The 26,874-nt window shown below is 50.8% G+C and carries 28 protein-coding genes; 13 read left to right on the top strand and 15 right to left on the bottom strand.

Going from position 1 to position 26,874, the window contains the following annotated elements; all coding sequences use genetic code 11:
• Positions 1-193 precede the first annotated feature (193 nt).
• The 7 genes from PQG83_RS01540 to PQG83_RS01510 all read left to right on the top strand — a co-directional run bounded on the left by PQG83_RS01540 (position 194) and on the right by PQG83_RS01510 (position 5,308).
• Positions 194-475: a peptidylprolyl isomerase gene (locus PQG83_RS01540; protein WP_312745986.1), complete on the top strand. Its 282-nt coding sequence runs from the start codon at positions 194-196 to the stop codon at positions 473-475.
• A 248-nt stretch (positions 476-723) separates the two neighbouring features.
• Positions 724-2,358: a phosphoenolpyruvate mutase gene (aepX, locus tag PQG83_RS01535; protein WP_312745984.1), complete on the top strand. Its 1,635-nt coding sequence runs from the start codon at positions 724-726 to the stop codon at positions 2,356-2,358.
• Positions 2,359-2,567: 209 nt separating this feature from the next.
• Positions 2,568-2,771: a hypothetical protein gene (locus PQG83_RS01530; protein ID WP_312745982.1), complete on the top strand. Its 204-nt coding sequence runs from the start codon at positions 2,568-2,570 to the stop codon at positions 2,769-2,771.
• Between the two features lie 6 nt (positions 2,772-2,777).
• Entirely contained in the window at positions 2,778-3,065 is a 288-nt protein-coding gene (locus PQG83_RS01525; RefSeq protein ID WP_312745979.1) for a type II toxin-antitoxin system RelE family toxin, read from the top strand.
• Positions 3,062-3,403, top strand: coding sequence for a hypothetical protein (locus PQG83_RS01520; RefSeq protein WP_312745976.1), 342 nt, complete (start codon positions 3,062-3,064; stop codon positions 3,401-3,403). The genes PQG83_RS01525 and PQG83_RS01520 overlap by 4 nt, the downstream gene beginning before the upstream one ends.
• A 68-nt stretch (positions 3,404-3,471) precedes the next feature.
• Entirely contained in the window at positions 3,472-4,416 is a 945-nt protein-coding gene (locus tag PQG83_RS01515; protein WP_312745973.1) for a peptidase MA family metallohydrolase, read from the top strand.
• 139 nt (positions 4,417-4,555) lie between these two features.
• On the top strand, positions 4,556-5,308 hold the full coding sequence (locus PQG83_RS01510) for an SDR family oxidoreductase (RefSeq protein WP_312745970.1): 753 nt from the start codon (positions 4,556-4,558) through the stop codon (positions 5,306-5,308).
• A gap of 94 nt (positions 5,309-5,402) precedes the next feature.
• Here the strand turns inward: PQG83_RS01510 and PQG83_RS01505 are convergent, their stop codons facing one another.
• The 9 genes from PQG83_RS01505 to PQG83_RS01465 all read right to left on the bottom strand — a co-directional run bounded on the left by PQG83_RS01505 (position 5,403) and on the right by PQG83_RS01465 (position 15,043).
• A complete protein-coding gene (locus PQG83_RS01505) occupies positions 5,403-6,554 on the bottom strand; it encodes a JmjC domain-containing protein (protein ID WP_312745967.1) in 1,152 nt (383 codons plus the stop codon).
• A 114-nt stretch (positions 6,555-6,668) separates the two neighbouring features.
• Positions 6,669-7,130, bottom strand: coding sequence for a GNAT family N-acetyltransferase (locus tag PQG83_RS01500; RefSeq protein WP_312745964.1), 462 nt, complete (start codon positions 7,128-7,130; stop codon positions 6,669-6,671).
• An 89-nt stretch (positions 7,131-7,219) separates the two neighbouring features.
• Positions 7,220-8,467: a DUF1015 domain-containing protein gene (locus PQG83_RS01495; protein WP_312745961.1), complete on the bottom strand. Its 1,248-nt coding sequence runs from the start codon at positions 8,465-8,467 to the stop codon at positions 7,220-7,222.
• A gap of 181 nt (positions 8,468-8,648) precedes the next feature.
• The gene (locus PQG83_RS01490; protein WP_312745958.1) at positions 8,649-9,404 is read right to left on the bottom strand and encodes a cytochrome c biogenesis CcdA family protein; all 756 of its coding nucleotides are present in this window, start codon (positions 9,402-9,404) and stop codon (positions 8,649-8,651) included.
• A gap of 49 nt (positions 9,405-9,453) precedes the next feature.
• Positions 9,454-10,038: a TlpA family protein disulfide reductase gene (locus tag PQG83_RS01485; protein ID WP_312745956.1), complete on the bottom strand. Its 585-nt coding sequence runs from the start codon at positions 10,036-10,038 to the stop codon at positions 9,454-9,456.
• A 15-nt stretch (positions 10,039-10,053) separates the two neighbouring features.
• A complete protein-coding gene (locus tag PQG83_RS01480) occupies positions 10,054-10,530 on the bottom strand; it encodes a DsrE family protein (RefSeq protein ID WP_312745954.1) in 477 nt (158 codons plus the stop codon).
• Between the two features lie 359 nt (positions 10,531-10,889).
• On the bottom strand, positions 10,890-11,549 hold the full coding sequence (locus PQG83_RS01475; protein ID WP_312745952.1) for a response regulator: 660 nt from the start codon (positions 11,547-11,549) through the stop codon (positions 10,890-10,892).
• Complete coding sequence (locus PQG83_RS01470) at positions 11,536-12,978, bottom strand: sensor histidine kinase (protein WP_312745950.1); 1,443 nt, start codon at positions 12,976-12,978, stop codon at positions 11,536-11,538. The genes PQG83_RS01475 and PQG83_RS01470 overlap by 14 nt, the downstream gene beginning before the upstream one ends.
• Positions 12,979-13,216: 238 nt before the next feature.
• Positions 13,217-15,043 carry a sigma 54-interacting transcriptional regulator gene (locus PQG83_RS01465; protein ID WP_312745947.1) on the bottom strand — a complete coding sequence of 609 codons (1,827 nt, stop codon included), beginning with the start codon at positions 15,041-15,043 and terminating at the stop codon, positions 13,217-13,219.
• Between the two features lie 299 nt (positions 15,044-15,342).
• Here PQG83_RS01465 and PQG83_RS01460 point away from each other — a divergent pair, with 299 nt between their 5' ends.
• Positions 15,343-16,317: a multicopper oxidase domain-containing protein gene (locus PQG83_RS01460; RefSeq protein WP_312745944.1), complete on the top strand. Its 975-nt coding sequence runs from the start codon at positions 15,343-15,345 to the stop codon at positions 16,315-16,317.
• Positions 16,318-16,542: 225 nt separating this feature from the next.
• Here the strand turns inward: PQG83_RS01460 and PQG83_RS01455 are convergent, their stop codons facing one another.
• Positions 16,543-16,902, bottom strand: a complete 360-nt coding sequence (locus PQG83_RS01455; protein ID WP_312745941.1) for a hypothetical protein — start codon at positions 16,900-16,902, stop codon at positions 16,543-16,545.
• 226 nt (positions 16,903-17,128) lie between these two features.
• Between PQG83_RS01455 and PQG83_RS20835 the strand changes: the two genes are divergently transcribed.
• Positions 17,129-17,566, top strand: a complete 438-nt coding sequence (locus tag PQG83_RS20835; protein WP_376753546.1) for a YbaN family protein — start codon at positions 17,129-17,131, stop codon at positions 17,564-17,566.
• Here PQG83_RS20835 and elbB read toward each other — a convergent pair.
• The gene (elbB, locus tag PQG83_RS01450; RefSeq protein ID WP_312745938.1) at positions 17,498-18,151 is read right to left on the bottom strand and encodes an isoprenoid biosynthesis glyoxalase ElbB; all 654 of its coding nucleotides are present in this window, start codon (positions 18,149-18,151) and stop codon (positions 17,498-17,500) included. The two genes, PQG83_RS20835 and elbB, sit on opposite strands and share 69 nt — an antisense overlap.
• Before the next feature lie 313 nt (positions 18,152-18,464).
• On the opposite strand from elbB, the gene PQG83_RS01445 reads away from it, so the two are divergent.
• From PQG83_RS01445 to PQG83_RS01430, 4 genes are all read left to right on the top strand, one after another.
• Positions 18,465-18,791 carry a DUF898 family protein gene (locus tag PQG83_RS01445; RefSeq protein WP_312745936.1) on the top strand — a complete coding sequence of 109 codons (327 nt, stop codon included), beginning with the start codon at positions 18,465-18,467 and terminating at the stop codon, positions 18,789-18,791.
• Positions 18,792-18,807: 16 nt separating this feature from the next.
• Complete coding sequence (locus PQG83_RS01440) at positions 18,808-20,061, top strand: glycosyltransferase (RefSeq protein ID WP_312745933.1); 1,254 nt, start codon at positions 18,808-18,810, stop codon at positions 20,059-20,061.
• Between the two features lie 132 nt (positions 20,062-20,193).
• On the top strand, positions 20,194-20,727 hold the full coding sequence (locus tag PQG83_RS01435; RefSeq protein ID WP_312745930.1) for a peptidylprolyl isomerase: 534 nt from the start codon (positions 20,194-20,196) through the stop codon (positions 20,725-20,727).
• 511 nt (positions 20,728-21,238) lie between these two features.
• A complete protein-coding gene (locus PQG83_RS01430; protein WP_312745927.1) occupies positions 21,239-22,072 on the top strand; it encodes an SPFH domain-containing protein in 834 nt (277 codons plus the stop codon).
• A 92-nt stretch (positions 22,073-22,164) separates the two neighbouring features.
• On the opposite strand, the gene PQG83_RS01425 is transcribed toward PQG83_RS01430, so the two are convergent.
• The 4 genes from PQG83_RS01425 to PQG83_RS01410 form a co-directional block, all read right to left on the bottom strand.
• Positions 22,165-22,893, bottom strand: coding sequence for a hypothetical protein (locus PQG83_RS01425; RefSeq protein ID WP_312745924.1), 729 nt, complete (start codon positions 22,891-22,893; stop codon positions 22,165-22,167).
• Between the two features lie 273 nt (positions 22,894-23,166).
• Positions 23,167-24,435 carry an AmmeMemoRadiSam system protein B gene (gene amrB / locus PQG83_RS01420; RefSeq protein WP_312745922.1) on the bottom strand — a complete coding sequence of 423 codons (1,269 nt, stop codon included), beginning with the start codon at positions 24,433-24,435 and terminating at the stop codon, positions 23,167-23,169.
• A 181-nt stretch (positions 24,436-24,616) separates the two neighbouring features.
• Positions 24,617-26,275, bottom strand: a complete 1,659-nt coding sequence (locus tag PQG83_RS01415) for an alpha-keto acid decarboxylase family protein (protein WP_312745920.1) — start codon at positions 26,273-26,275, stop codon at positions 24,617-24,619.
• Positions 26,276-26,454: 179 nt separating this feature from the next.
• On the bottom strand, positions 26,455-26,862 hold the full coding sequence (locus PQG83_RS01410) for a hypothetical protein (protein ID WP_312745918.1): 408 nt from the start codon (positions 26,860-26,862) through the stop codon (positions 26,455-26,457).
• Positions 26,863-26,874 lie beyond the last annotated feature (12 nt).

Below are 26,874 nucleotides of genomic sequence, written 5' to 3'. Positions count from 1 at the left end.
CAGTCCCACACGAACACGGGCTTCGTCCAACCGACCCGTTCCTGATCACCAAAACTTTCGTCCTTCCACAATACGTTACGAACAAGAGGATTTCACGGGTTGCGCCGGCTGATTCTCATGAAATTTGACCTTGACTGGTCAATCATGAGAAAAGAACTATTGTCCAATTTTCTAGCTTAGAAGGAGACTGCTCATGGCGAAAGCGCGCGCCCGTCACATTTTGGTTTCAACAGAAGAAGCATGCAAAAACTTAAAAACACAAATTGAGGGTGGTGGAGATTTTGCTGCCGCTGCGAAGGAACATTCCACCTGTCCATCAGGCAAACAAGGTGGCGATCTGGGCGAGTTCGGCCCCGGTCAAATGGTCAAAGAATTTGATGAGGTTGTGTTTAGCGGGGAACTCGGCAAGGTCCACGGCCCGGTTAAAACCCAGTTCGGTTATCATCTTCTTGAGATCACCAGCCGCACTCCATAAATTGTTCACTGTTCATATGGACAAGGGCATGGTTCGTGGCTATGCCCTTTTCCTGACCCCATCATTTTCAAAACCTGTCACCAGCCTTGGGGTCAATCATTCTTCCCACTCATACATCCGACAGATTCCATAACCAAACGTCTTCCCGGCCTCCCAATCAGATACGGAAAGGTTTGGCAGCAAGATTCCCCTTGATGTAGACTTCAGTACTTCATTGAACGATCTGAAACACTTTACATTTATTGATTATGCCAAGCGAACCCCAGCCGCCAAAATCAACGCAATTCAAAAAGCTTCTCTTGTCCTCCCAGCTTGAATTTATCTGCGAGGCTCACAATGGATTGAGCGCCAAGATTGTAGAAGAAGCAGGATTCCATGGCATCTGGGCCAGCGGACTCTCGATCTCAGCTCAATTCGGCGTGCGAGATAACAACGAGGCGAGTTGGACCCAGGTCCTGGACAATCTGGAATTTATGTCTGACGCGGCACGCATTCCGATTCTCCTCGACGGAGATACAGGATACGGCAACTTCAATAATATGCAGCGTCTCATTCGCAAACTGGAACAACGGCATATCGCGGCCGTGTGCATTGAAGACAAGTTGTTTCCGAAGACGAATAGCTTTCTCAAGGGTGACACACAGCCCATGGCCGACATGGAAGAATTTTGTGGAAAAATCAAAGCCGGGAAAGATGCGCAATCCGATCCGGATTTCTGCATCATCGCCCGGGTTGAAGCGTTCATCTGCGGATGGGGACTGACGGAGGCCTTGAGACGGGCAGAGGCGTATCGCCAGGCCGGGGCGGATGGCATTCTGATTCACAGTGCGCTGGCGGTGCCGGATGAGATTCTGGCGTTTAAGCGGGAATGGAGCAATCGCTCCCCCGTGGTGATTGTGCCGACGAAATATTACTCCACTCCCACCGATGTATTCCGGCAGCATGGCTTTTCCATGGTGATTTGGGCGAATCATATGCTCCGCGCCGCAGTCGCCACCATGCAAACGACCGCTCGCGTTCTGAAGGAACAGGAAAATCTTTTATTCATCGAGGATAACATTGTGCCGGTCTCTGAGGTTTTTCGTCTGCAAGGTGCAGATGAACTCATGGAAGCCGAGCAACGCTACCTTCCTAAAAGTGCCGACCGCGCATCAGCTATTGTCCTCGCCGCTTCCCGTGGAGATGAGTTAGGGGACCTCACCGAAGACAAACCAAAAACCATGGTGAATATTCGTGGCGTCCCCCTCCTTGCTCATATCGTTGACGCATACAACAGTGTGGGCATCAAGGAAATTCTTGTGGTCCGGGGGTATAGAAAAGAGGCCGTCAATCTTCCCAATTTAACCTATGTCGATAACGATGCCTTCGCGGAAACGGGAGAATTGGATTCCTTATTGAAAGCGCTTCAATCAAAAGACGCCCGATTCCCCGACACCATCGTATCCTATGGCGATGTCTTGTTTAACACGTACATTCCTCAGGCATTGCTGCAAACAAAGGATGACTTTGTCATTTTTGTGGATAGCCACTGGCAGGAAAAAACGAGTTACACGAGGCTTGGTGGATTTGCCGAATGTAGCGCTCCAAATTCCCGAAAGGCCTTTAACGCCCAGATTCATCTCAAGCAATTAGGCCGGGCAGTGCCTTCGGACATGATTCATGGCGTATGGATGGGGTTTTTTAAAGTCTCGGCTCAAGGTGTCACACAATTACATGAGGTCCTTACCGAACTTCTTGCCGACCCGAATCACAGGAAAGCAGGAATGGCCATCCTGTTCCAGGAGTTATTACGACGAAACTATCCGATTCGGGTGCTCTACACCGTCGGACATTGGCTGGACATTAACAGCCTCGATGATGTCGTAGAAGCGGGAAGTTTCTAAACGTCGTTTTCTAAATTTTCCTTGAAAGGACGAGATACCGGGCTTCAGTCCGGAAATTGAGAATTTGCCTGATGCGTCTTGAAGAGCATGATTATTTTGTGGCAGCGAAAGGACCAACATGCCATTATATCCCCTTCAGCCTCATCAATGAGGTAGAAGAACTATCACACATTACAGGATCAGGTACGTATCCGCATGGAGGCTTCACAATGAACATCTCCGACCTCTCTCAGAAAGAATTTAAAGAACTGGTGAATAGCATGGTGGATGACCGGTTGTGTGAACTGCTGGGCGACCCCGATCTTGGGCTGGCTCTGGATGACAAGGTGCGCGCGCAATTAAAACAAGTTTTGAATTCCCCGGAGCGGGTGACGGGAGAAACCGTCGCTGAACGACTAGATCTCAAGTGGTGAGATGACATGGCCTGGTATCGCGTCACCTATCAGCCTGCAATCCTGGACGACCTTCAATCAACCGACCAGGGTATGGCCCAGCGCCTGTTGGATAAGACCAAGTGGTTGGCCTCGAATGTCGCCAACCTTCGACATGAACCCCTGCACGAGGATCTTCCCGGTCTCGTCCAATACGCCGTGGGAGATTGGCGCATTCTCTACTCCATCGACCCGGACGAGCATGTCGTCCACATCCATCGAATTGCGACCAGGCGAGAATTGTATGCCAATCGCACCGCACCTCAGGATTCATGAGTCGGCCTGAACAGATCGAACAGGAACTCACCAAGGCCGCCAGGGGACTCCAGAATGGGAACGATGGTTTGGCCAGAGTATGCGCACGACGAGCCGTCGCATTGGCCTCTCAACAGTGGGCGGAGCAACAAAATCTGGCAACCTGGAAGGGAGATGCCATGCATCATCTTCGGCAGGTCCAAGCAGAACCCACGTTTCCACCATCGGTGCGAGCGGCCGCGCAACGACTTCTGACCAAAGTGACGGAACAGACAGAATTGCCCATGACCACGGATCCCATCACCGACGCCCGCATCATCCTTGACTACCTGCTTGACCACCTGAATGCAGAGACTTGAATCCAGGAATTGGGAACCATCCAGGCCTTCAAGCCTTCCTCTGAAAACCCTCACACATCGGCTAAACAATGCGTTTTTGCAGAATCCAACAACGATTTCGCAAATCCAAGTGTCATTTTGCAAAGCTTGCAAAAATTGGACTCCAACTCCTGCTTCTGACGATCATGGTGATGCTGGCGCACCCCGGACTAATGATGGGAGCCGTCTCCCCGCAATTCATCATTGAAGCCCCGGAATCCTTGGAACCCTTAGCTGCCCACTTGAAGGACAGCAACCCACAAGCCCTTCAACGTATGCTGGACTTTATGGGGCTCGAACATCCCGGACTTCCCATTCGAGTCATCCTGGCGCCAAAGGAATCGCCCCTCGCACAGGAAGCGCCGGAATGGGTGTCTGGTTACGCAGTCAGTCAGACTTCCGCAATTGTGCTCCTCACTGACCGGAGTTTGACCTATCCGAATGATTCACTCAACGAAGTCTTCCTGCATGAAATCAGCCATATCCTTGCCCATCGGGCGGCGGGAGAACAGCCTTTGCCCCGATGGTTTGATGAGGGATTAGCGATGATGGCCGCCCGAAGGTGGGATTTGGAGGACCGAGCCCGATTAGTCTGGGCAATGGTCTCAGATACGCAAGTTTCCCTGAATGAACTCAATACCCTCTTCAGCAAAGACGAGACCTCGGTCCGACGGGCCTATGTGCTGGCTTACGCCTTTACGCGAGACCTCCTGGAGCACACAGGACAGGATACCCCCAAACGTATTCTGGCAAAAATCCAACAAGGCATGTCCTTTCCTGAAGCCTTTGCGCAAACTACCTTCATGACACTCACAGAAGCAGAAGAGCAGTTCTGGAGTCGACAGACACTCTGGAATCGCTGGATCCCTGTGGCCACCAGTTCCGGAATGGTCTGGCTCGCGATCACCCTTCTGGCCTTTTGGGCGTTTACCAGGCAAAGGAAGCGAGCCGCAGCCATTAAGAGAGAATGGGAAGAAGATGACAATGATCTCTGATGGGTTGTCTCACGACCAACACCTCAAAACCATTCAGCAATGCGTTGTTGGAAGAGAGATGAAAATTTCATTCTAAAATGTTTTACTGGAGTGACACACGATTGCAATGTTCTCTATCCATCTTGAAAGGAAAATTCCTATGTCTCAAAGACTCAAGGACAAAGTGGCCGTCATTACGGGTGGCAATAGTGGGATTGGTTTGGCCACAGCCAAATTATTTCAGGCTGAAGGCGCCAGGGTGATCATCACGGGAAGAAGGAAAGAGGCTGTGGAAGCGGCAGTGAAGGAGATCGGAGGAGCGAGTGCCGGGTTCGTATCGGATACCGGGAATCTCCATGACATCAAGAATTTGTATCAACAGATACACAAGACGGCGGGAAGGATCGATGTTCTCTTCCTCAATGCCGGCATTGCGATCTTTGGCCCATTTGACACCGTAGACGAAGCCACATTCGATAGGATGGTCAATGTCAATTTCAAAGGCCTGTTCTTCAATATTCAAAAAGCCTCGCCGCTTCTGAATGAAGGAGCTTCGATCATTATCAATTCGTCCATCGCGGACCAGAAAGGGTTTCCCAATTCCAGTGTCTATGGCGCAACCAAAGCGGCCGTTCGGAATCTGGCCAGAACCTTGTCGACTGAATTTCTTGAGAGAAAAATCCGGGTGAACGCTCTGGCTCCTGGACCAATTGATACCCCTATTTTTGAGAAAGTGGGCGTTCCTGCAGAAGAAGTTCCAGGCATGAAAGCCAGCTTTGGTGACCAAAACCCCATGAAACGAATGGGAAGCTCACATGAAGTTGCCACAGCCGCCCTTTTTCTCGCATCAGATGATTCATCTTACATTACAGGGATTGACCTCACCGTGGATGGAGGCGCCACACAACTCTAATTTTTCACAGATGATGGCGATCAAACAGGGGGCCGGTCAGGTCCTTTGGCCTGAAAGGGAGCCTCTCTTTCGAGGAAAGCGGGGCACATGTTTTTCAGGCAGAAAGATAAAGGCTGCCATGGCTCAACAAATCGAGGAGTAAAGAATCATGACCTTCCGAGGAAACGTAGTGCTCCGAACCGATTTGGCGCTCGGCGCACAAGGTTTTCACCAGATCTGTCATGAGCCCACTGCAGGTGTACTGACGTCCGTCAACAAATAGCCAGATTTTCTGTCCATGTTCATGAAACGCAAAACGTGAGCCTTCATTTCTGACAAGTTTTCCTCCCTTCGAAAGATGAGTACGAACATCTTCCAGACGTCGTTCCTCCGGCGCCGTCTCCTCATCCTGGTATTTCGGAGAGGTCATATAACGACCAAACCATTGAGCCAGCTTGTCATCATCCTCAACATACCGGGTGAAGATCTTTTGAACTTTTTCAACGGCCTCGGAAGTAATCTGGCCGGGATTGGCTTGAGGAACCAGATCCGGATCCGCATAGCGAACCTCTTCGCTCAGCGCTTCTCCAACAGACTCGGAATAGTCGAGCAAGATATCCCGATGAGACGGCGCGCGAAATCCCACCGAACAGGTCATGCAATCCTCACCCACGGCCATCCCGTTATGTCCGACACGCGGGGGTACATACAGCAGATCGCCCGGCTCTAATATCCACCGTTGCTCCGGCTTCCATTCGGACAGGATCTTGACCGGAACATCTGAACGACGAGGAGACGTTTCATCATAGATACCCCCGACTTCCCATTGACGGCAGCCACTGACTTGCACCAGAAACACATCATAATTATCATAATGCGGCCCGACGCCTCCTTTGTCGGCGGAATAGCTGATCATCAAATCATCAACACGCCAACTGGGGATAAAATAAAATTGCGCAAGAAAGTCAGCGGCGGCCGGCACCCAATGATCCACAGCCTGAACCAACAAGGTCCAATGCACGGTTGGCAGGGTGGAAAATGTTGCCTCCGTAAACGGACCATGAAAAAGTTCCCATTGGTCGCTTGCGGGATCTTGAATGATCAGCCTTGATTCGACCTCCTCTTCGCAAGCGAGACCGGCCAATTCATCAGCCGCAATCGGCGCCTTGATCCCGGGCAAGGCCTGCCGAATCAACAACGGTTTCTTCTGCCAATATTCACTTAAAAATGTTTCAAGCGATACATCGCCCAACGGTAAGTTTTGCATAAGGGATTATAATTATTGTCTAAATTCCCTCCCCTTTGTAAGGGGAGGATAAAGGTGGGGTAGAAACGTTGAAAACCATCTACACATAAAAATAAAAAAGACCCGCAAAAAATTTTAAGCCTTTTTCACCATTTCAACATGAGGGATTCCATCTTCGAGATAGCCATCCGACACCTGAATAAAACCATACAGCGCATAAAATCTGTGTAGGTACGTTTGTGCCGACATTTTTATAGGCATCTCAGGCCACCAACCGGCTATTTCCTGCAAGGCGGTTTGTAACAGTTGATGCCCGATCCCCTGCTTACGGAACTCGGCCTTCACCACAAACCGCCCAAGATTCACCTCAGGATGACAGAGTCCAGGGGGGAGAATCCGTGCATAAGCAATCAGTTCTCCACCCTCATTGCGGCCGGAAAGATGTTGAGTCTCCGGATGTCGGTCATACTCATCCAATTCCCGATACGCACATTGTTGCTCCACCACAAACACATCCACCCGCAACTGCAATACGTCATACAACTGTTGGACAGTCAAATGCTGAAACGTCGTGACTTCCCACTTGCTGACGGTCATGACATGAAGAACAACACAAAAAAATCTAGAGCCTTACCTCTCCCTTTTGCTAGGAGACAAATTGGTTTTGGCTAGTGGAAAAATGTGCCTTATTTGTCCTGCAGCATGTGGATGAAGAGGCCATCACGGAGTTTGGGTTCAAACCAGGTACTTTTGGGGGGCATAACACGATCCGCATCAGCCACCGCCATCAATTCCTCAACCGTGGTCGGATACAACCAGAAGGCGACAGCCCAGTCCCCACTGTCCACTAACGCTGCAAGTTGTTGGGTTCCGCGAATACCGCCCACAAAATCTATGCGTGGATCTGACCGTTGGTCTTTTATGCCTAACAACGGATCCAAGACCCGTTCCGTCAATTCTGAAACGGCTAGCGCACGCACCGGGTCCTGCTGACTGTTCAGGGACGGATTCTCTTTGGGTTTCGCGCGATGCCATTGTCCTTCCAGATACATATCGAAACCGGCAGCAGGTGGGTCCCCTGGTTGAGCGGTCATCTCCAATTCAAAATGTGGAGATAATTTTTCAAGCAATTCCTGGGGAGTGAGCCCATTCAAATCCCGAACAACCCGATTGTAGGGAAGGATTTGTAGTTGGTCATGTGGAAAGATGACTGCCAAAAAACCTTCTTCATGCTTTCCAGCAGGTTGTGCGCCGGCCGGGCCACGTGAGGAACGAACCCGACTTGCCGCAGCCGACCGATGATGCCCATCGGCGATATATAAGGCCGGGAGTTCTTGAAAGTTCTTCATGACTTCTTGAATGGCGGATGGATCTCGCACGCTCCAGACCGTATGCTCAATTTTATCATGAGCGACAAAATGTACATCCGGCTTCGTGCTCGTCACCCCTTTTAACCACTGATCAATTTTGGCCGTCTGGCGAAAAAAGAGCAAAACCGGCCCCGATTGCGATTCATGGGTTTCGATAATCCGCACCCGGTCAGCTTCCTTGACCGGCCGGGTATATTCATGTTTTTTGATGATGCCCCGGTCGTATTCGTCGACCGATGCCAACGCTACGATGCCGGTCTGCTCATGCTGACCCCACTTTTGTCGGTAGACACCGAAGAGTGGTTGTGGCTCTTGGGCCAAGACCCCGTCCTTCATGAGCTTCCGGAGATTATCGGCCCCTCGTTGGTAAACCTCGGCGGAATATGGATCGACTTCATCACCAAGCTCAAGTTCGGCCCGACCAATGCGAAGGAAGCAATAGGGATTTCCATTCGCTAGATCACGCGCCTCTTGCAAGGAGACCACATCATAGGGAGGGGCCGCCACTTGACTGGCTAATTCAGATTTGGGCCTCACAGCTCGGAAGGGCGCAATTGTCGCCATACGGTCATTCTCCTTTTTAAATGGATCTTCAAAACTTTTGAAAGACACCTGCGCAGGTCCGCAAGGCGGAACCTCGCCTTCAATCTGTCCCAAGGGTAAACGATACCATGATGCACGAGCAACGGGGTACGCACATTGGCAGGAGAGATATTGATGACCAGTGACAACAGCCGAATAGAAACTATTGGCCGATGTACCATCCAATACCCGAACGTTCCAAATAGCTCGTCAGGAGAAAGAATGAATTGGTATAGAGGAGACCGCCGACTGCCACCAGTAACAATCCACTCATGATGGAGAGCGGTCTAATATAGTTCCGGATCTGCCGGAAATGAGTTAAGAACCGATCGAGCCATACAGCGGTGACAAGCAGGGGAAGTCCAAGCCCAAGTGAGTAGAATACGAGGAGGGCCAGTCCATCAGCAGCGGTATCCGTGGTGCCGGCATACAGTAAGATAGACGTGAGTATAGGACCCACGCAGGGGGTCCAGCCTACGGCAAAGGTGACCCCGATGAGAAAAGAACCCAAATAGCCTACCGGGCGGCTCTGAAAATGGAGACGCCTTTCTTGAGACAAGAAACCAAAATTGAACAGCCCCAACACATACAGACCAAACAGGACAATTAGCCCTCCTCCGATCTTTCGCAGATGGTCCTGATAATTGATCAGCCATTGGCCGAACAGACTGGCCGAGAGGCCAAACGCGATGAAGACGGCTGAAAACCCTCCGATAAATAACAGGGAATTGACAATGATTGTCTTCCGAACGTGGTGCTGACCCGTGGGAGCTCTGAGTTGGTCAATGGAAAGTCCCGTGATATATGAGACGTAGGACGGCACCAGAGGAAGCACGCAAGGGGAAACGAATGACAAGAGCCCGGCTCCAAATGCTGCCAACAAGGTGATCTGAGAAATATGTGTGACGGATTCCATCATGAGCGTTCTGTCCGTGAAAAACCGAATGGCCCTCTAACGGGCCGGTTTCTTACTTCAAACTGTTGAGAAACTCCTGGTACTGGGGATTCCGGTTGATCCCTGCGCCACGATGGGCAAGGATCATGTTCCCTTCTGCGTCCATCACCACGAATGTCGGGGTGGCATTGACACCGAAAGCTTGCGCCACCACGTTGTTTCGATCATAGGCCGTGGGATAGACAAAGGTATCAGGGTTGGATGTGACATATTCTTCCACATGGGCCAGACTGTCTGAGAAGGCAATGGTCAAAACTTGGAGCTGATCTGGTTTGTTGCCTTGATAAAATTTCGCGAGTATCGGTAATTCCATTTGGCAATACCGACACCATGGCGCCCAGAAAACAATAAGGGTGGGGCGACCCTTTAAAGAAGCCTTGCTGTAGGTGTGCCCGTCAAATGCCTGGAGCTGAAATTTCGGAGCCGGCACGGATGGAGCGGCGGTAGCTGCCAAGGCTCCGAAGAGCAGACTCAGGGTGACCATCATGAATCCGGCCACCCCGCCTCTGATTGTCCCGAACCACCGTCCCCAGTGGGAGCCTGGAAGGCTCCCACTGGATGCGGTATTTTCTTCTTTCATCGAGATACAGAATCTCATCCGCATATTTTCTCCTTACGGTTTGATATACACATATCCTGCGCGTTGAAGATCGGCAATCCGCTTGACGGCTACCGGATGCTCGGTGGGTATGAACCCCGCTACTAATTTCTCCAGCGGTGTCCCATATAGTTTCATTGAGACCTGACACATTTCAGCCTTGATCCCTTTGTCAATCACCGCCTTCAATTTATCCTTCAACTCCTGATCGACCGTGTCGCTTTCAAACAACTTCAGCGCCGGCCCATGCACAACCAGCACCAGGTCAATTTTGTCCGGTCCGCCTTCGGCTTCGATGTGTTTGTTAATCAAGGCCATCGTGTATTTGGCGAGAGCCGGGTCGTTACTATTTAGGTGATACAACACTTTTACTTTGTCCTGGCCCGATGTCTTATCTGCCTGGACCAAACCGGGACTCAAAATAAGTCCGTACACACAAGCAAACAACAGTGTCGAGAGCATCAGGGATCGTTTAGAAATGAAATTGGGCATGACGGCCTCCTTGGATTGAACAGTGGATGAGAACAGGCTCCGCTTGGGAGTCTTCATCGTCTGAGGCTATTGTGTATGAATTGAGAGGAAAGCGGTAGGTGCGAACACCAGGAGCCGGGCAACTATTCTTCCCGTATGCGAATAGGGGTAATCGCCCCTAATGGGAGTTTTGAAAAATGCCGCCAGCGGCGTTCTCGCCGCCTGGCCGTGCTCACGTACTCGTCCGTACGCTTCGCCCGTCCAATCGGCTGCGGCCTTGCTGGACGAGCCTTTTTGAACACTCCCTCATTTTTTCCGGTGTAAGTTTCAGGAACTCATATGCTAATGAAAAGGCAGTACATTGAAATATTTAACATTTGCTATGAGGTGAATCTGCGGACGAACTCTGCCGCAGCTTGAGAGCGGCGGGTCACCTGCAGTTTCTGGAAAATATTTTCAAGGTAATGGCCGACAGTTTTATCGCTCAGGTCAAGTGCTACGGCAATTTCCTTATTGGTTTTTCCTTCGGCCACCAGTGTCAACACCTTCAATTCCTGAGGAGCCAACGATTCTTTTTTGCCATCAGCGGAAGAGGTAGAGAGATGCTGCATTTTGGTGAGAACCCGTTGTGTGATCGCAGGATCGAGAATAGACTGACCGGCAGCCACCGTTGTTACCGCACGAACCAACTCCTCCCCGCTGATTTCTTTCAACAGAAAGCCTTTGGCTCCTGCCATGATGGTCGCCATCACCGCCTCGTCGTCGGCAAAGGACGTCAAAAACAACACCCGGATTTCAGGAGATGCATTCCGAATCTCACGGCAGGCCTCAATACCGCTCCCGTCGGGAAGACGGACATCCATGAGCACCACATCAGGCTGAAGACGGTCAGCTTCGGACTCCGCCGCGGCCCTGGTACCCGCTTCACCCACAACCTGAATGTTCGCGGTTTCGGTAAACAGCGTTTTCAGGCCCAGGCGAAGCACCTCGTGATCATCGACCAGTAAGAGACGGATAGGGTTTGTGTTACGCCTGGGCATGGCTTCCTTTCTGTGCAATCTCAAAAAAAATTCGAGTTCCACGGTGAGGTTTCGACCATACTTGAAAGTGCGCACCCAACCGCTTCGCGCGTGCGGCCATATTTTTCAATCCGTGAACTCCCTCATGGGTATTTTCAAGATCAAATCCCAGACCATCGTCCATCACTTCCAAACAAACCGTCCCCTCGCGCACTTGAAGCGACACCGTGCCTGACGTGGCATGTGAATGTCGCACACTGTTGCTGATGGATTCTTTCACCACATACAGCAGATGGGTGGCTTCCTCCGGCGTGAGCAGGTCGGCCGCCTCCTGATCGATCTGCAGGTGAAAGGGCAGCTTCTGTGATTTTTCTACGCTATGCACGAGGGTGCGCATCTCTTCAACCCATTGCCGTCCATTCAGGCATTCCGGTTCAAGACCGCTAATATGTTTGCGCAGGTCTTGAATCACCAATTTGAGTTCCATTAAGACATCGCTGATGCCGGTGAGAGCTTCTTGAGGATTCTGTGGAATGAGTCGCTGGCACCGTTCCAAATTCAGCTTTAAAGCAAATGTCGATTGAATGACGCCGTCATGAAGATCCTGGGCCAAACGCTCCCGGGCTTCCAAGACTGTCCGAAGCTGTTGTTCACTCTGCCGACTGGCTTGTTCGGCCTGTTTCGTCTGAATCAATGATGACCGTAACTCCGAGACGGTGGCCAAATACCCTCGCCCGATATACCCCAGAACGAAGAAATACGCCAACAACCGGAGGAAATGCCAGAACCACCATCGACTGCCCCAGATCACGGAATAGGTAAACATCAATTCCGCAAATCCGAACATAAGGGCCAATGAGGCAAACAGGATATCTTCCGATCGACCCGTGGTTCGATAATCCAAAAAGAAGCGAAGCGATCCGGCAAAAAACAGCATGCTCGCAAAACTTTTAGGAGCAACGGCGGTTGGCGTGAATGCCCCTTCACGCACCATTACCGGCAAATATTCCGGAAATCCAATCGTCCAAAAGCCAATTGCAAGGGCTACGCCGGTCATCACCCACGGCATCCATTTAATCGTTAGGTGGTGTTTTCCCGACGCAGAGAGCCACATCAGCCCGAATCCCAAACCTCCCAACAAACTCGCAAGGCCCCGCAATAACACGAATCCATTCCCTGGTACTGATACGGCGTGAAAAATTTCAAGAGTACCCATCCCGAGAAAGCCACCGGCGAGGGGAAAGAATTTCTGCCTGGTAGGGTCAGTGGTCCTTTGAAGTAGCACAATTCCCATGGAAATGGCGGCCAATCCACCGACAGTTTCCAATGTGGAATGGAGGGGTTCATGGGCCCAACGCCACCCCGGCAACACCTCCGGAAGGACGATGCCCATCATCAACGCGGCCATACCGCATCCGCCAATGACCAGATAAATCGAGTATGGTTTCATATGTCAGGTTTCCGCATGTATCTTCCCAGCCACCATGAAGCTTTGTCTAGCCGAGACAGCACGGGCAAATCAGCGTTTGTTCGATGTGCGGTCAGAGATCAGACACACGACTCCACATCTCAAATGTAAAGATTGAGCATTGATGTGAGATAGAGGAATATTACGATCAGGGTGCGGAGGGACAGGTAAAAGAATGGTGTCTATTGCGTGGCGATCCGCAGCAACGAGGTTCCGACATTCACCTTGCCTTCACGATTCCCATTTTTTTGATGCGGGCAACCAAAGTGGTGGGTTTAATACCGAGTCGTTCGGCCGCGCCGCCTTTTCCATAAATTTTCCATTCAGCCTGTTCAAGGGCCGTTAAAATATTTTCCCGTTCCCGAAGACGCATTTCTCGTTCTGTCATCACACTCCGTGCCATGAGAGACGCATGGGACTCCTGAGGCTGCGAAGAAGCTCGTCCTCCTCCCGGCTTAGGGATATCGAATGCTAATCCCTGTCGTTCGGAAAGAATCAGACCCCGCTCGATGACGTTTTGCAATTCCCGGACATTTCCCGGCCAATTATAACGTTGCAATTGCCCCACGAGGGCTTTCGTCAGTTTCGGTTGCGCACAATGGAGCTTTTTTGAGGTGACCCCGAGAAGATACTCGGCTAAGAGCGGAATATCTTCTTTCCGTTCGCGCAGCGGGGCCATTTCAAGCGGGAAAACATTGAGGCGATAATACAGATCTTGCCGGAACCGACCGTGTTCAACTTCCAGTTTTAAGTCCTTGTTTGTCGCAGCGATCACTCTGACATCCACATGACGAGTGCGTTCCTCGCCCACGCGTTCAAATTGTTGCTCCTGCAGGACCCGCAGGAATTTGCTTTGGAGGTCCAGGGGAATTTCGCCGACCTCATCCAGAAACAAGGTTCCCCCATCCGCCGCGCCAAATCGCCCGGCCCGATCTTTGACCGCGCCGGTAAATGCCCCTTTCACGTGGCCGAAAAATTCACTTTCAAACAGGTCCCGCGGAATGGAGGCACAATTCACGCGGATTAACGGCCGGTCTTTCCGTTGACTGCGTTTATGTATTTCCCTAGCAACCAATTCTTTCCCCGTTCCGGATTCACCGAGAATCAGCACAGTTGCCTCCGTGGGTGCCACGAGAGCGATTTGACGGATCACGTTGTGCAGGGCCGGGCTTTGTCCCACAAGATCCCCGAAAGCCCCGGCTTCGAGGACTTCTTCCTGTAAGTACCGGTTTTCTGCTTGCAAGCGGTTTTGCCGTTCCAGGAGGGCTTCTGCCTGTTTACGCCCGCTAATATCAACCAGAAACCCTTGATACCACTGCACCGCTCCTTCCGCGTTGCGGATTACACGGGCATTTTCTGAAATCCAGATTGGTGTTCCGTCCGCCCGATAGACCTGGGACTCAAAATCCGTGATGACATCCTGGTGCTCCAGCACCCGGCAAAACTCCTCCCGTTTCGTTGGCTCGACATAGAGTTGGGAACCGATATCCTTGACGGTTTCCATCAGGGCTTGAGGGGAGTCGTACCCCAACAAATGACTCAGGGCCGCATTGGCATTGAGAAAGGCACCGGCAGGTGTCGCCTGATAGATCCCTTCCACCGCCTGATTAAAAATAGCGCGATATTTTTCTTCCGATCGCTGAAGGGCTTCTTCGGCTTCTTTTCGTTGAGAAATATCTCGAATGATTCCGCTGAAAAAGAGGCGCTCTTCTTCTTTCCAGGCCGAAAGTGTGAGCTCGAGAGGGAATTCTTCTCCCGTTCTTCGCAAACCATTTAGTTCCACGGTCTCTCCGAGAATTCGCGTTTCTCCCCTGGTGCTGTATCGCTCAAGCCCGGCTTGATGCGCCTGGCGGTAGCGATCCGGCATAAGCATAGTAAGGGGCTGGCCGACGGTCTCCTCGCTTTCATAGCCAAAGATGTCTTTGGCCCCCTTATTCCAAAACAGGATGGTCCCTGATTGATCCGCGATAATGATGGCATCGTGCGATGATTGCGCTACGGCCCGAAACCGCATCTCCGCCAGATAACTGCCATCGGTATTGCTCATCGGTTCTATTTTCCGTATTAGAGTGTGGAAAAATGGAAAAACATGCAGGATTTGGATTTCTTCTCACATTAAACAATATTTTGCTGTATAGCAGCAAAATATTGCTGTAAAACAAAATATTGTTGATAACACATTGTAATACATGCAAATAATTATTTATAAATCAATGGCTTATATATTAATTGCATTTGGCACAGTATATGCTAGTAACACAAGCAGGATATGTTGCATCTATTGGCAAATATAGTCAGGCATCACTCGCATTAATCACATTTATATTCGTTGGGAAGGATGGAAGAATGAAGAATCGCCATTCAGGCCGAATAGGGTTGGGAATTGCGCTAGTGGCAATGACCGGAAGTCTTTTCACCTTTACGCCACAAGTCGAGGCTAAAAAGGTGAAGGTGGAACTCACCGCCGTGGAAACGGAAGTCATTATTGACGGTAAAGGCACCATTTATAAAGCATGGACCTTTAACGGTCAGATTCCCGGTCCCGTCGTCCGCGTGACTGAGGGTGACCAGGTGCATTTCATCCTCAAAAACCACGAGAACAATAGTCGCCCTCATTCCATGGACTTTCATGCAGCGGAAACGGATTTCCTTGCGAATTATCGTGACGTGAACCCCGGAGAGTCTCTGGAATATGTCTGGGACGCGAAGCGGCCAGGCGTCTTTGCCTATCACTGCGGCGCGTTTCCGATGATTCAACATATTGCCCGTGGCATGTTCGGGGCCGTTATTGTGGATCCCAAAGATGCGAGTGCGATGCCAAAGGCTGACCGGGAATATGTGCTGGTGCAATCGGAGTTATTCACAAAAGATCCTGATGATGTCGCGGCGATGATGGACGCGAAAAATGACCATGTCGTCTTCAACGGCGGGATATTTAAGTATGATCCCGTTCATGCAGCAAAGGGAGGAGAGTTTCTCACCGCCAAGCCGGGTGACCGGGTACGGTTTTACTTCGTCAACATCGGGCCGAATAATTTTTCCTCACTTCATCCGATTGCAGAAATCTGGGATGATGTCTGGCCCAGCGGAAATCCGGCTAACCGCCTGCAAGGGGTGCAGACCCAGGTGATCGGAGCGGCAGATGGAGCCATTCTGGATGTCGTGGTGGAACAAAAAGGGGTTTATCCGATCGTCACCCACTCACTGAAGGATGCGCTCACGGGAGCCATTGCTCTTCTTGAAGTGAGTGATGAAGCCAAGGATCTGGCGCTGATGCCTTTGGTGGGTCCCAAAGCCACGGAAAAAATTGCCCAAAAGTAAGTCAAGTGCATACTACTCGACCCGAACATCTCTTCGTGGGAGGCATCCTCATCGCCTCCCACGAAGAACCGTGTTCTCCCTCATCCTCCATTCACGTTCTTTGTTTTTCTGCCAACATGACGGTGCCCGTTATGGCGTCCCCTGAGAACGCTACTCCGAAATAACCCGTACCTTTTCTTCCAGCTGCCTTTTGGCTCTAGACCCGGAGAGGACTTCTTACATTTTTCAGTTCTCCATCATCTCGAGCCGGGTATCGAACTCATGCCCACATTGGACACATCGGATACAATCGGATTCTACCAACGGTTCGTCATCCCGGATCCCCATTCCCCCACAATCCGGGCATCGGGCTAAATGGACCTTCTGATCGTCGACGGTTTCGAATTGCGTTCCGCGAAGGCAAAACACCGGTTGGCCATCAAGAGCCCATGGCTTCCCCGCCTTATCAATAACCGGTAGGACCAGATAATGTTGCGCCACATAGGCCTCCTGCTCGGTTCGCGTCGGAAGACCGTCTTGAACAAGTTTGCCGGTTTTAACCTCGTAAAGTGCACCTTCCTTGGGAATGACTTTTGTAGGTCCCATCTTCACCTCCTTTACATGTGAACACACCCTTTGGAAATCAGGTTGCCTCTTGCGACCACAACTCGTGTTGTGGTCGTACAAGCCCATAGCAAAATCATCGTGGACTGACCGTCTCGTTCCTCCCAAATGCTTCTTTCAATTTTTCGCTGAATAGGCCGATAACATTCACAAGGAATCACAAGAAAATTTCGCCGGTCATGACTCATCCCCATTAGGGTTCACAAGCATGCCAGCCTTGGCCGTAAGATTTATCATGCTGGTCATAGGGTGGGGCAGTCTTGCTCTCGGGATTTTGGGATTATTTTTTCCACTCCTGCCCACCATGCCATTTATCCTGCTGGCCGCCTCGTGCTTCTCCAAAAGTTCCCCTCGTCTGCACTCATGGCTGCTCAGTCAGCCCCTGTTGGGTCCGATGATTCAGAATTGGCACCATGAAGGCAGTATCAATCAGAACACGAAAGTCACGGCAACGATTTTCATGATTGGATTTTTCGGGTGCTCCCTCCTGTTTTTTCCTACTTCGACTCTCCTCACAATTTTTCTTGTCTGTATTGGCACCGGAGTTTTATGTTTTATCTGGACTCGACCCCTGCCGTCAGGCCATCTTCATCAATTCAGCAATCGCCCCGCTGACACCGGCAAAAATCTGGTGGGGCCTGGCTGATCCATACATGTAGGCGGGTGTGGTGATGACTTTATTGCTATGATCCACCACATATTGTTCCACCGCGCAATTCTGATGTTTAGCACCGGTTTTTTCTAACTCAGATGCGGTTCCGGCGTCATCTCCAATGGTCACATTGACGCCTTTTTTTCCAAAAGCCAATGCCATGATCGCCGGCGCGATACAAATGGCCGCGATAGGTTTTTGGCTGTCACTGAATTCCTTCACGATTCTGGCCACCTGTGGATCAATGTGCCCACCGCTTCCCTTTTCTCCAAAATCACAGAGATGCAACGCGGCTCCAAAACCTCCAGGAAAGGCCAAAGCGTCGAAATCTTTCGCCTTGAGTTGTTCTAACGGCTGAATCTCGCCGCGAGCAATCCGGGCGGATTCCTGCAAGACATTTCGTTTCTGGCCGGTGGGTTTTTGAGTGAGGTGATTCGTTTCCTCAACATCTTTATTCGGGGCAAACACCTCATATGCCGCTCCGTTTTGGCCGATGGCAATGAGCGTGCTAATGGCTTCGGTAATTTCAGCTCCATCTAAATACCCACAACCTGAAAGAATCACGGCGACTTTTTTCATAATTTCCTCCTTTTCCCTGAAGACCGAAGAAAGGACAGCCTTCCCAACCCGGACTGTCCCGGTATCTCGTGATAGGTGTTACGCTAGTATGACTCCGGGATGAAGGTCAATCTCTGGATCTTCTAAATTTCTCTTCAGGTTCCGTGCACTCCACTTCTTGGGATGCTCTCATAGCACATCACGCTTCCTCTAAGCTCTCAGTTCCCAACCCGCCGGCAGAAAAATCTTATGTATGTATTTATTTTTTTCATTCACCATCGGGCCCTCCCATGGTAGGCTGTGGGGAATTCTCCACATTTTTATGAGGGAGCCCATGAATCATCAGCGTTTTGATTTTCGCGGAACAGGATTCAGTTGTTTATGGTTATTTATCTGGACGTGGGTGTTGACTGTGATCACATTTGGATTATTTTTTCCGTGGGCCTATTCTGCTCAACAGCGGTGGATTTCGGAACACACCTTCATCGGGAATCGCCAACTCGTTTTTCACGGAACGGGTTTAGGATTTTTTGGGACCTGGCTCCTGATCATGGTGCTCACGATCATCACCTTTGGAATCTATATGCCTTGGGGGTTTTGCCGGTTGAAACGGTGGCAGACGAATAATCTCGCATTCGCAGACGAGGAATTCCAAGGGTAACTCCAGGTCACCATCAATGACGATTCTTATCCTGGCTGTGGGAAGTTACGGGGATGTCCTACCCCTGGTGGGGATGGCCAGAGAACTCCTGCAACGCGGGCATAGGGTCACAATCTTCACCAGTGCTCATTTCCAAGAACTGGTTCACAAAGCGGGAGTGGCATTTATCGCGTTGGGAACGGCAGATGACTATGACGCGATAGCCGACAATCCTGCTTTGTGGCATCCCCACAAAGGCTGGCGGATCCTCATGAAACAGATCGTCTCGCGCGCCTTGGGAGAAACCTATACGCTCCTTAAGTCAAAGATCATCCCGGGAAATACCCTTTTGATCAGTTCCACCCTGGGGTTTGCCGCTCGTCTTCTTCAAGAAACCCACCACATCCCTCACGCCACCGTCCATTTTTCACCAGGTGTCTTCCACTCGGCCTACCAAGCTCCCAAAATTCCCGGCCTGACTCTTCCGGATTGGTTGCCCGTTGCAATCAAAGACGGCATATGGAAATTTCTGGATCACACGTTCATCGATCCTATGGTGAAACCCCAACTCAATGATTTTCGCCGTCAGCTCGGCCTGCCACCAGTCTCACGGATCTTCCACAACTGGCTGCATTCACCCGATCTGGTCTTGGGTCTGTTTCCTGAGTGGTTTGCCGCTCCCCAACCTGACTGGCCTCCGGAAACGCATGTCACCGGCTTTCCCCTCTATGATGAAGCTCCGGACAGTGTCCTTCCTGCAACCGTACAGAATTTTTTGGATGCACACCCGGAACCCCTCATCTATACCCCCGGCTCGGCCAATAAACATGGCCGATCATTTTTTAAGGAGGCGGCCGAAGCCAGCCAGGAACTGGGACGGCCGGCGATTTTTCTGACGCGATACCCGGAACAACTTCCTCCGTTTCTCCCGAAGGGGATCACGCACTTTTCCTATGTGCCCCTCAGCCAGCTCCTCCCGCATGCCGCGGCCCTCATTCACCATGGAGGCATCGGCACCTGTTCACAGGCCTTACGAGCAGGCATTCCGCAAGTGATTCAACCCCTGGCGTTTGACCAATTTGATAATGCCGCCCGGATTGAAAAATTAGGGGTGGGCAGGATCATTCGAAAACGAAGGTTCAAAGCTTCCAACATTGCCACGGGGCTCCAGACCCTGCTCAGCTCTTCTGATGTGAAAAGGCAGTGCCTGAGCCTCACGCACTATTTTCCGGGAGAAGATCACCTTGAAAAAAGTTGTCATCTGCTCGAAACGACATTCCGAATGATGTGACGTTTTCAGAGCCTTACCATGACTGAAGTGCGGACATTGTCTCTTGTCAACACATATTTCTGAGTTTCTTCTTCACCCAAACGTTCGTGATGCTTGATGAACTTTGCAAACCCTTGGTAGAGTGCCAGAACTGTGACCACACCACCTCACTTACAATTCAAAAAGAAAAATCCCAAGGCCATTATCTCCACGAAATTCGGGGATATAGAAATCCGCTTTTTTACGGACGACGCGCCCCGACATGTGGAAAGCTTCCTCAATCTCGTCAGGCTGAAATTTTATGATGACACGACATTTCACCGGGTCGTGCCGAAATTTCTGATCCAAGGTGGCGACCCATTAAGCAAACATCCTGACCGGGAACTCCATGGCACCGGGGGACCGGGGTTTAGCCTCCCTTCCGAACCGAGTGATCGACCTCACCGTCGCGGGACGGTTGCCATGGCCAAAGTTCCACGAAACCCGGATGCCACCCGTGATGTCTCCGATAGCGGATCGCAGTTCTATATCATCGTGGAGGACACCAGCAGTCTTGATCGCATGTATACGGTGTTCGGCAGAGTGGTGAAAGGTATGGAGGTGGTGGATCAGATCGCCGCCTTGCCATGCGACAGCCGGGACAATCCGCTTGAGCCAGTGAAGATGAAGGTACGCTCCGAAGAGTAGCGAGTGACGGAGTCCGTCACTCGTTGACACCAGTCCGTGCCTGGATTTATTTGAGAGATCACCCTGCGGCACACGGAGACAATCTTCCGCCCACAATTTCCTCACACTGCCGACAAACAACGATCAGTCTTCCCTCGAAATAACCTCCCGAGAACTCTTCGAAATATCTGAATCAGTCTCATCGTGCTGAATCGATGCGCCGCAGCAGTCAGTAGACAGGGCGAAAGGAAACCAGAAAACATTCATCCAATCAAAATTTGCTTGGTCTTCCAGAAATTAATCGATACCTTCTAAATCCCTTCCCCGGAGACTTCATTCCATTGGATCGCTATTCTCCCGCCTTCATAATCCTTTTAATCATTGGAATGTTTTAGCAGCCTCGGTTTGACGTTCCGTCAGACCGCTTCTTAAGATATGACATTGGAATGTGTGCGGAAGCTCAGGCGTCAATAGACGCCGGCCATTCAACCTGACTTTCCCTGGCTGAATGGCGTGAGGAAAGGAGGGGGTTATGACCCGCAACATGAGTCGTGTTTTGGGGATCGTCGGAGTCTTTTCGATAGTACTTTCGAGCATTGGATGTGTCGCGATCGAAGCAGGGCATGAAGGGGTGTTAGTCGAGCAACCATTTTTCTTCGGCCATGGTGGCGTGGATCCTGTACCAACCACAACCGGCCGAGTGTCCGTTTCACCATCAACGAAAGTCATCAATGTCGACATCCGTCCGATTCAATACTCGGAACATTTCGATATCATTTCGGCCGAAAATGCCCCCGTGTCTTTTGATGCATTTCTAATCGCCAATGTCGTCCAAGGCCGTTCGCCGGAATTGATTTCAAAGTATGGGCCCAACTGGTATCAGAACAACGTTAAAGAAGCCTTCCGGACCTTCGTACGAGAAGAAGTGCAAAAATACCCGCTCTTTCAGTTGACAACCGACCCGACCACAAGAGCCAAGTTACAGGATGCTATTGCACAGGAGGTCAAAACAAAGCTAATTGAAGAGCAGGACCTCCCTGTGCGGTTAAATCGTGTTGTCGTCGGGAGCATCCTTCCTCCCAAAGGCGTGGTCGAGCAGACGACACAGACCATCATCCAGGAACAACGCAAGATTACCATGGTAGAATTCCAAAAGGCGGAGGAAGCGCGTGAGAAAGCTGAAATGCAGCGGGGGATCGCCGACCGGGCCTATCGGGAATCACTTGGACTCACAGCCCCAGAGTTTGTCGACCTGCGGCGCATCGAAGTGCAGAAGGAAATAGTCCAACATGCCCCGACAGCATTGACGGTTATCATGGGACTCGAGCGCGTAGGCATCAACATACCGCCGCTCGCTGGCCAGTGAATTCGGCAGGGTTCTTTTTTGAGAACGTAAATTAAAAAGTCGGCATATGATAAGGGACCACTCCTGCTTCTCTCGAAGGGTGACTTTCTTGCCTACTTCACCAGCCAAACGCGATAGATCTTGGCTTCCGGGGGCTTAACGACTTTTAGCACACCCACAGCAGAGGGGTTCATGGTGTCATCCCCGGACGGGGTCTTTCTGGCCGGGTATCGGTCGGTCTTAATCAAAAAGTCCTGGTGGTCATAAAAGGCCACCATGATGTCGGCTGTTTCTCTGAGTCCTCCCTGGTAGTGTGTGCCCAACCAATCTAGGCGCTTCAACGCCTGATATTGCACGATGAGGCTGCCACTACCTTCCTCGCGCACACTGAGAATCCGCAACGCGCGATTCTGATCGAACGCATCCGAGGATGGTGGGTCCCCACTTAGTTGTGTCCGGATCACGCGTCTGCTTTCTTCAAGGGGGAGAAAGCCTCGGACGCCGCATGAGACAATGCGCTTCGGTTCAGTCTGCTCGACTATTTGCTGGTCTTGCACAAAGCGTGAGGCAAGGGTATAGGCCAGATCTCGGAGAAGTGGAGAGTCAATCACGGATACGGTCTGTTCGCGATAGAGCGACGAGTTCAGAACAGCCAGTCGCCAAGCTTCACGACAGGCAAGCGATTTTGCTTCAGCAAGTGTCTCTGAATGGTGCTGGGCGTAACGATAGTTACCGTTGATTTCGATACGTCCGTTTGGAAAGTCAGCTCCCCAGCCTGCTACGGGGACCAACATGATTACGGTCAGCCAGAGAGGTGATCGGGCGAAATAACGGTTGAGCATAAAGACCTCCTCCTCTGATCTCAAGAGAGGATACTGAGGGTACGATTCCAATCCGTACTGAGATGCTACCACGAAGGCAGAGCGACGACAACGAAAGGGCTGGTTAGGTTGTGAGGCCTGTGAATTTGACTTGGATGATCTCCATCCGGGCCATAGTTTACGAGAACATGGACGGATTTGCCCCTTTGGCCGCCGTTTGATGAACCAAAGTAATGATGTTTGGCCTCATGCCTTGGTAATCCAGCCGTAGGGCCTGTAAAGGAGATGCGGGTCTTAGACAAACACGATACTGGCGTACGTCACCGTCGAATTAAACTGGTCGGTAATACCCCGATCATAGCGTAGCACCTGCCCCTTGAAATCCTCCCCGTCGCGCTTGAGCAGTTTCATCAGGGAAAAAATAACCCCAAATCCTAGAATGCGCCGCTGATTCCCCTCCTTCAAGATAAATTCTGCGAACCCTTCCGGGTCCGCTTCTTCCACCTTCTTCAACATTTCCAAATCAATTTGCATACATCGGTGAAATGAAAAATCAGTGGGAGGAGTTTTATCTCCATAGCGAATCCCGATATGCGCCAAATTGGCGCTGCCAATGACACAGACCTGCTGCCCGCTGGCCTGGATCGCACGTTTAGTAATCGTGAGAAATTGATCAATGCGGTGAAAGAGCTGTTGATACTCCCCACCCGTCAATGTCTCAGGAGGAAAATCCACGAGAATCGGTACAATGGAAATCTCCCGCCCTTCACCCAGCGCATGCTTAAGAAATGGCAGTTGCAATTCCAGACTATGCTCTCGAAGATGGGCAATATCCTCCACAAAAAAAGTTTCACCGGTTTCTTTGCGGATTAAGTCGATAATCGCACGGTTAACCGGCACGGTCCCAAACGGCGTGTCAAAATCTTTATCCGTAAAGGCAATTCCCCCTTCGAGACCGGCATGGCAGGTGCCGATCAACACCAACACATCCGGGACCTGGCCTTCCCGTAACTCTTGATAACCCCAGGCGTAAATAGGCCCGGCATCTTTTAATTCAAAATTCGGGGCGACAAGACCTTTAATCGTCTGACCGGCACATTCCGCTTTCCCTTTTTCCGGACCTTCTTTGGAGGAATAAAACCCATCGATTTGCACTCGTAATTTGGCCGGATCGGATTCATATTGCTGCCCTGCGAACGCCATCGGCCTTGAGTCAAGCTTTCTATAGGCCTCAAAGGCTTGCGCTTGCACCTGCTTCAGTCGGTCCCCTTCCAAAAACAATTTTTCGTCCAGATCGCTCACCAATTTTGTAAGGCGATCCGGCATCATAAATTCGCCATACTTCTTGAGATACTCGGCACCAACCTGTTCCAGGGAATGTTCTCCATCAAAAAATTGAAACAGATAGAAAAAATTCAGAGGCAATACCAGCTTTTCAGAAGACAGGCCGGAAGGGTCCCACAACACAATGTATTGCTCTTCCCCCTGCTTCAGCGGGGAATATTGCAAATTCCGCAAAAGCGGGTAGTTTTTGGAATCTTTTTCGACGGTCTCGGTACTCATATGAAGGGTCCTATCCTGGCTGAAAGGAAAAAATTGTCTCAAACCAGACCATTATACGGGCGCATGAATCAAGCCCGCAACCAATCAGGACAAGGGGTTTTGATGATTATCGTGAAAGCGAAGAATGAAAGGAGTTTAAACAGCTCGTAATGATAAGGCAGGGCTCAGAATCCAGAGAAAATCAAAGCTTTTTTCCCGTCATCCGTTTCGCCAATCGCTGGGCAACGCGTTTCATGGCGGTGGATCGGTCACGAGAATCAAGCAGGACATTCAGCACATGGACCTGCTTCTGGTCATCAACGGCAATACTCAACGCTTGGACTAACTGCCCGAAGGTGCCCACTCGATGCCCCACGCCTCCGCCCAACACATCACAAATCTTCTCGTACTGCCATTCATGGATGTCATTGAACGGACCTTCGAGAATTTCCCGTTCCGTCCCATAGCCGCGGTTATTCAGCACCACCACAATGGGGGCCTGCCCGTAGCGAATGCAGGTGGACAATTCGGTACCGGTCATTTGAAATGCGCCGTCACCTACTAACACAAGTGGCCTCAGTCCGGGATCAGCAAACCCCGCACCGAGAGCGGCCGGAACACTAAAACCCATGGAGGTGTAATAGGCCGGAGACAGGAACTCCGCACTTTTTCGTACACGCAGATCCGCAGCGGCAAACAGCGACTCCCCGACATCGGCAATCACCACCGTCTTTTCATTTAACAGCCCATCCAAATATCCGAACACATTGCGAAGGGTCACTGCCGCTTCCGGACCAGGTGGATCAAAACGAACGCTATCGCGTGGCGGGAGCGCTCGTGCAGGAAATGACGGCAAGGGGGAGGCCACCAGGGCTTGGATAAAATCTTCAAAACGGACATCATCATATTTATGATGCTTGATAGCAATGGAGTCCGCCGTCGCATGAACGGTCCGGCCTGCCGCCAGAAGCGTGGCATGCGCTTTGACGTCCTCAACATCGGTGAGCAGTGTTCCTAAGGTCAGCAAACAGTCGGCATTTTCCACGAACTCGAGAATTTCTTCCCGCCCCACCAGTCCACCATACACCCCGATATTCAATGGATGGTCTTCGCGAAGGACGGACTTTCCCAGCAAGGTGGTGGCGATAGGCACATTCATATGTTCGACCAGTTCAGTCAATTGGTCCTGAAGGCCGAATCGATGGATTTCAGCGCCGGCCAGAATAACCGGACGTTCGGAACCGGACAGAATGCCGCGAACTTCTGCAACGGCTTCTTTGAGCGCCGCTTGATCACTCTGGCAGGTCGTGACTGTCGGTGGTGTTGTTGAGGCCACCTGCACGGGAGTCATCACGAGGTCTCGTGGAATCTCCAAATAGATGGGTCGCTTGAATTGCATTAACGCCTTCAAGGCCCGGTCAATCTCCCGTTCGGCAGTATGGGGGTCATCCAACACGACGGAAGCCACGGTAATCTTTTCAAAGACATCACGCTGGGTCGAGAAATCACGGACCATGTGATGCAGGAAGGGATTATTGACTCGTTCATTCAACCCGGGTGAGCCGGAGATCAACACCACCGGCGACCGCTCGGCATACGCACAGGCAACGGCATTGACCATATTCAAACCACCGACGCAATAGGTCACACATGCGCCGCCAATCCCATGTATACGTGCATAGGCATCCGCTGCAAAGCCCGCACAATCTTCCCGCGTCGTTCCAATATGCCGGATAGGCGATTCTTCAATGAGCTTAAAAAGTGTCAGCACATAATCGCCGGGAATGCCGAAAATATGATGCAGACCCAGCTTGTACAGACGGTCCAGCAGAAGCGTGCCAATAGTGTAAGAGTTATTCAATGGAGGATGTCCAAATCTTTTCTCAACTATTTAATTATATCGGATAAAGAGGTTATAAACAGAGAACAAGAAATTTATATTTAATCCATGAAAACATTATAGATTAACCGTTCAAGCATTCAATGAAACCATTCGCAGAATTAGCATTTTCCAATATTTCAAGGCGATCTCTTCATTTCTTATTTAATAACATTATCCATATAGCGCTTGGCCGAAAGCTGTTTGTCGAAAGTATACTTTTGCATCGCGTAATCATTCGGGTATTCCCGAATGGCAATTTGTTTCACCTCCTGATCAGTAACGGCTTCCATATAATGCTTGGCCGAAAGCTGTTTGGAGAAGGTATACTTTTGCATTGCATAATCACTAGGATATTCTTGAATGGCTATTTGTTTCACATCCCCATCCTCGACCGAAAGCATAAATCTGTATGCCGCAAACTGCCTTTCATAGGTAAATTGTTGCATGCTCGGGTCGTTAGGATGTTCCCGTATGGCGAACTCTCGAATTTGACTTTCCACTGATTGTGCTAACGCGGTTCCCGTAAAGAAGATGACCCAAAAAGTAGTTAAAATGACTTTTTTCATCTCATCATTCCC

Origin of the sequence: Candidatus Nitrospira neomarina (genome assembly GCF_032051675.1) — a bacterium.
Lineage (GTDB): Bacteria > Nitrospirota > Nitrospiria > Nitrospirales > UBA8639 > Nitrospira_E > Nitrospira_E neomarina.
Note: the sequence above shows the minus strand (reverse complement) of the source record. Positions and strands in the feature narration are given on the sequence as shown.

What these genes read in the sequence shown, in the direction of transcription:
- PQG83_RS01440 (WP_312745933.1), top strand. Translation starts at nt 18,808, where the DNA reads ATGACGATTCTTATCCTGGCTGTGGGAAGTTACGGGGATGTCCTACCC.
- aepX (WP_312745984.1), top strand. Translation starts at nt 724, where the DNA reads ATGCCAAGCGAACCCCAGCCGCCAAAATCAACGCAATTCAAAAAGCTT.
- PQG83_RS01510 (WP_312745970.1), top strand. Translation starts at nt 4,556, where the DNA reads ATGTCTCAAAGACTCAAGGACAAAGTGGCCGTCATTACGGGTGGCAAT.
- elbB (WP_312745938.1), bottom strand. Translation starts at nt 18,151, where the DNA reads ATGAAAAAAGTCGCCGTGATTCTTTCAGGTTGTGGGTATTTAGATGGA.
- PQG83_RS01410 (WP_312745918.1), bottom strand. Translation starts at nt 26,862, where the DNA reads ATGAAAAAAGTCATTTTAACTACTTTTTGGGTCATCTTCTTTACGGGA.
- PQG83_RS01425 (WP_312745924.1), bottom strand. Translation starts at nt 22,893, where the DNA reads ATGCTCAACCGTTATTTCGCCCGATCACCTCTCTGGCTGACCGTAATC.
- amrB (WP_312745922.1), bottom strand. Translation starts at nt 24,435, where the DNA reads ATGAGTACCGAGACCGTCGAAAAAGATTCCAAAAACTACCCGCTTTTG.
- PQG83_RS01430 (WP_312745927.1), top strand. Translation starts at nt 21,239, where the DNA reads ATGACCCGCAACATGAGTCGTGTTTTGGGGATCGTCGGAGTCTTTTCG.
- PQG83_RS01480 (WP_312745954.1), bottom strand. Translation starts at nt 10,530, where the DNA reads ATGCCCAATTTCATTTCTAAACGATCCCTGATGCTCTCGACACTGTTG.
- PQG83_RS01540 (WP_312745986.1), top strand. Translation starts at nt 194, where the DNA reads ATGGCGAAAGCGCGCGCCCGTCACATTTTGGTTTCAACAGAAGAAGCA.
- PQG83_RS01475 (WP_312745952.1), bottom strand. Translation starts at nt 11,549, where the DNA reads ATGCCCAGGCGTAACACAAACCCTATCCGTCTCTTACTGGTCGATGAT.
- PQG83_RS01465 (WP_312745947.1), bottom strand. Translation starts at nt 15,043, where the DNA reads ATGAGCAATACCGATGGCAGTTATCTGGCGGAGATGCGGTTTCGGGCC.
- PQG83_RS01490 (WP_312745958.1), bottom strand. Translation starts at nt 9,404, where the DNA reads ATGATGGAATCCGTCACACATATTTCTCAGATCACCTTGTTGGCAGCA.
- PQG83_RS01525 (WP_312745979.1), top strand. Translation starts at nt 2,778, where the DNA reads ATGGCCTGGTATCGCGTCACCTATCAGCCTGCAATCCTGGACGACCTT.
- PQG83_RS01495 (WP_312745961.1), bottom strand. Translation starts at nt 8,467, where the DNA reads ATGGCGACAATTGCGCCCTTCCGAGCTGTGAGGCCCAAATCTGAATTA.
- PQG83_RS01455 (WP_312745941.1), bottom strand. Translation starts at nt 16,902, where the DNA reads ATGGGACCTACAAAAGTCATTCCCAAGGAAGGTGCACTTTACGAGGTT.
- PQG83_RS01530 (WP_312745982.1), top strand. Translation starts at nt 2,568, where the DNA reads ATGAACATCTCCGACCTCTCTCAGAAAGAATTTAAAGAACTGGTGAAT.
- PQG83_RS01520 (WP_312745976.1), top strand. Translation starts at nt 3,062, where the DNA reads ATGAGTCGGCCTGAACAGATCGAACAGGAACTCACCAAGGCCGCCAGG.
- PQG83_RS01460 (WP_312745944.1), top strand. Translation starts at nt 15,343, where the DNA reads ATGAAGAATCGCCATTCAGGCCGAATAGGGTTGGGAATTGCGCTAGTG.
- PQG83_RS01505 (WP_312745967.1), bottom strand. Translation starts at nt 6,554, where the DNA reads ATGCAAAACTTACCGTTGGGCGATGTATCGCTTGAAACATTTTTAAGT.
- PQG83_RS01485 (WP_312745956.1), bottom strand. Translation starts at nt 10,038, where the DNA reads ATGAGATTCTGTATCTCGATGAAAGAAGAAAATACCGCATCCAGTGGG.
- PQG83_RS01500 (WP_312745964.1), bottom strand. Translation starts at nt 7,130, where the DNA reads ATGACCGTCAGCAAGTGGGAAGTCACGACGTTTCAGCATTTGACTGTC.
- PQG83_RS01445 (WP_312745936.1), top strand. Translation starts at nt 18,465, where the DNA reads ATGAATCATCAGCGTTTTGATTTTCGCGGAACAGGATTCAGTTGTTTA.
- PQG83_RS20835 (WP_376753546.1), top strand. Translation starts at nt 17,129, where the DNA reads ATGCCAGCCTTGGCCGTAAGATTTATCATGCTGGTCATAGGGTGGGGC.
- PQG83_RS01470 (WP_312745950.1), bottom strand. Translation starts at nt 12,978, where the DNA reads ATGAAACCATACTCGATTTATCTGGTCATTGGCGGATGCGGTATGGCC.
- PQG83_RS01515 (WP_312745973.1), top strand. Translation starts at nt 3,472, where the DNA reads ATGCGTTTTTGCAGAATCCAACAACGATTTCGCAAATCCAAGTGTCAT.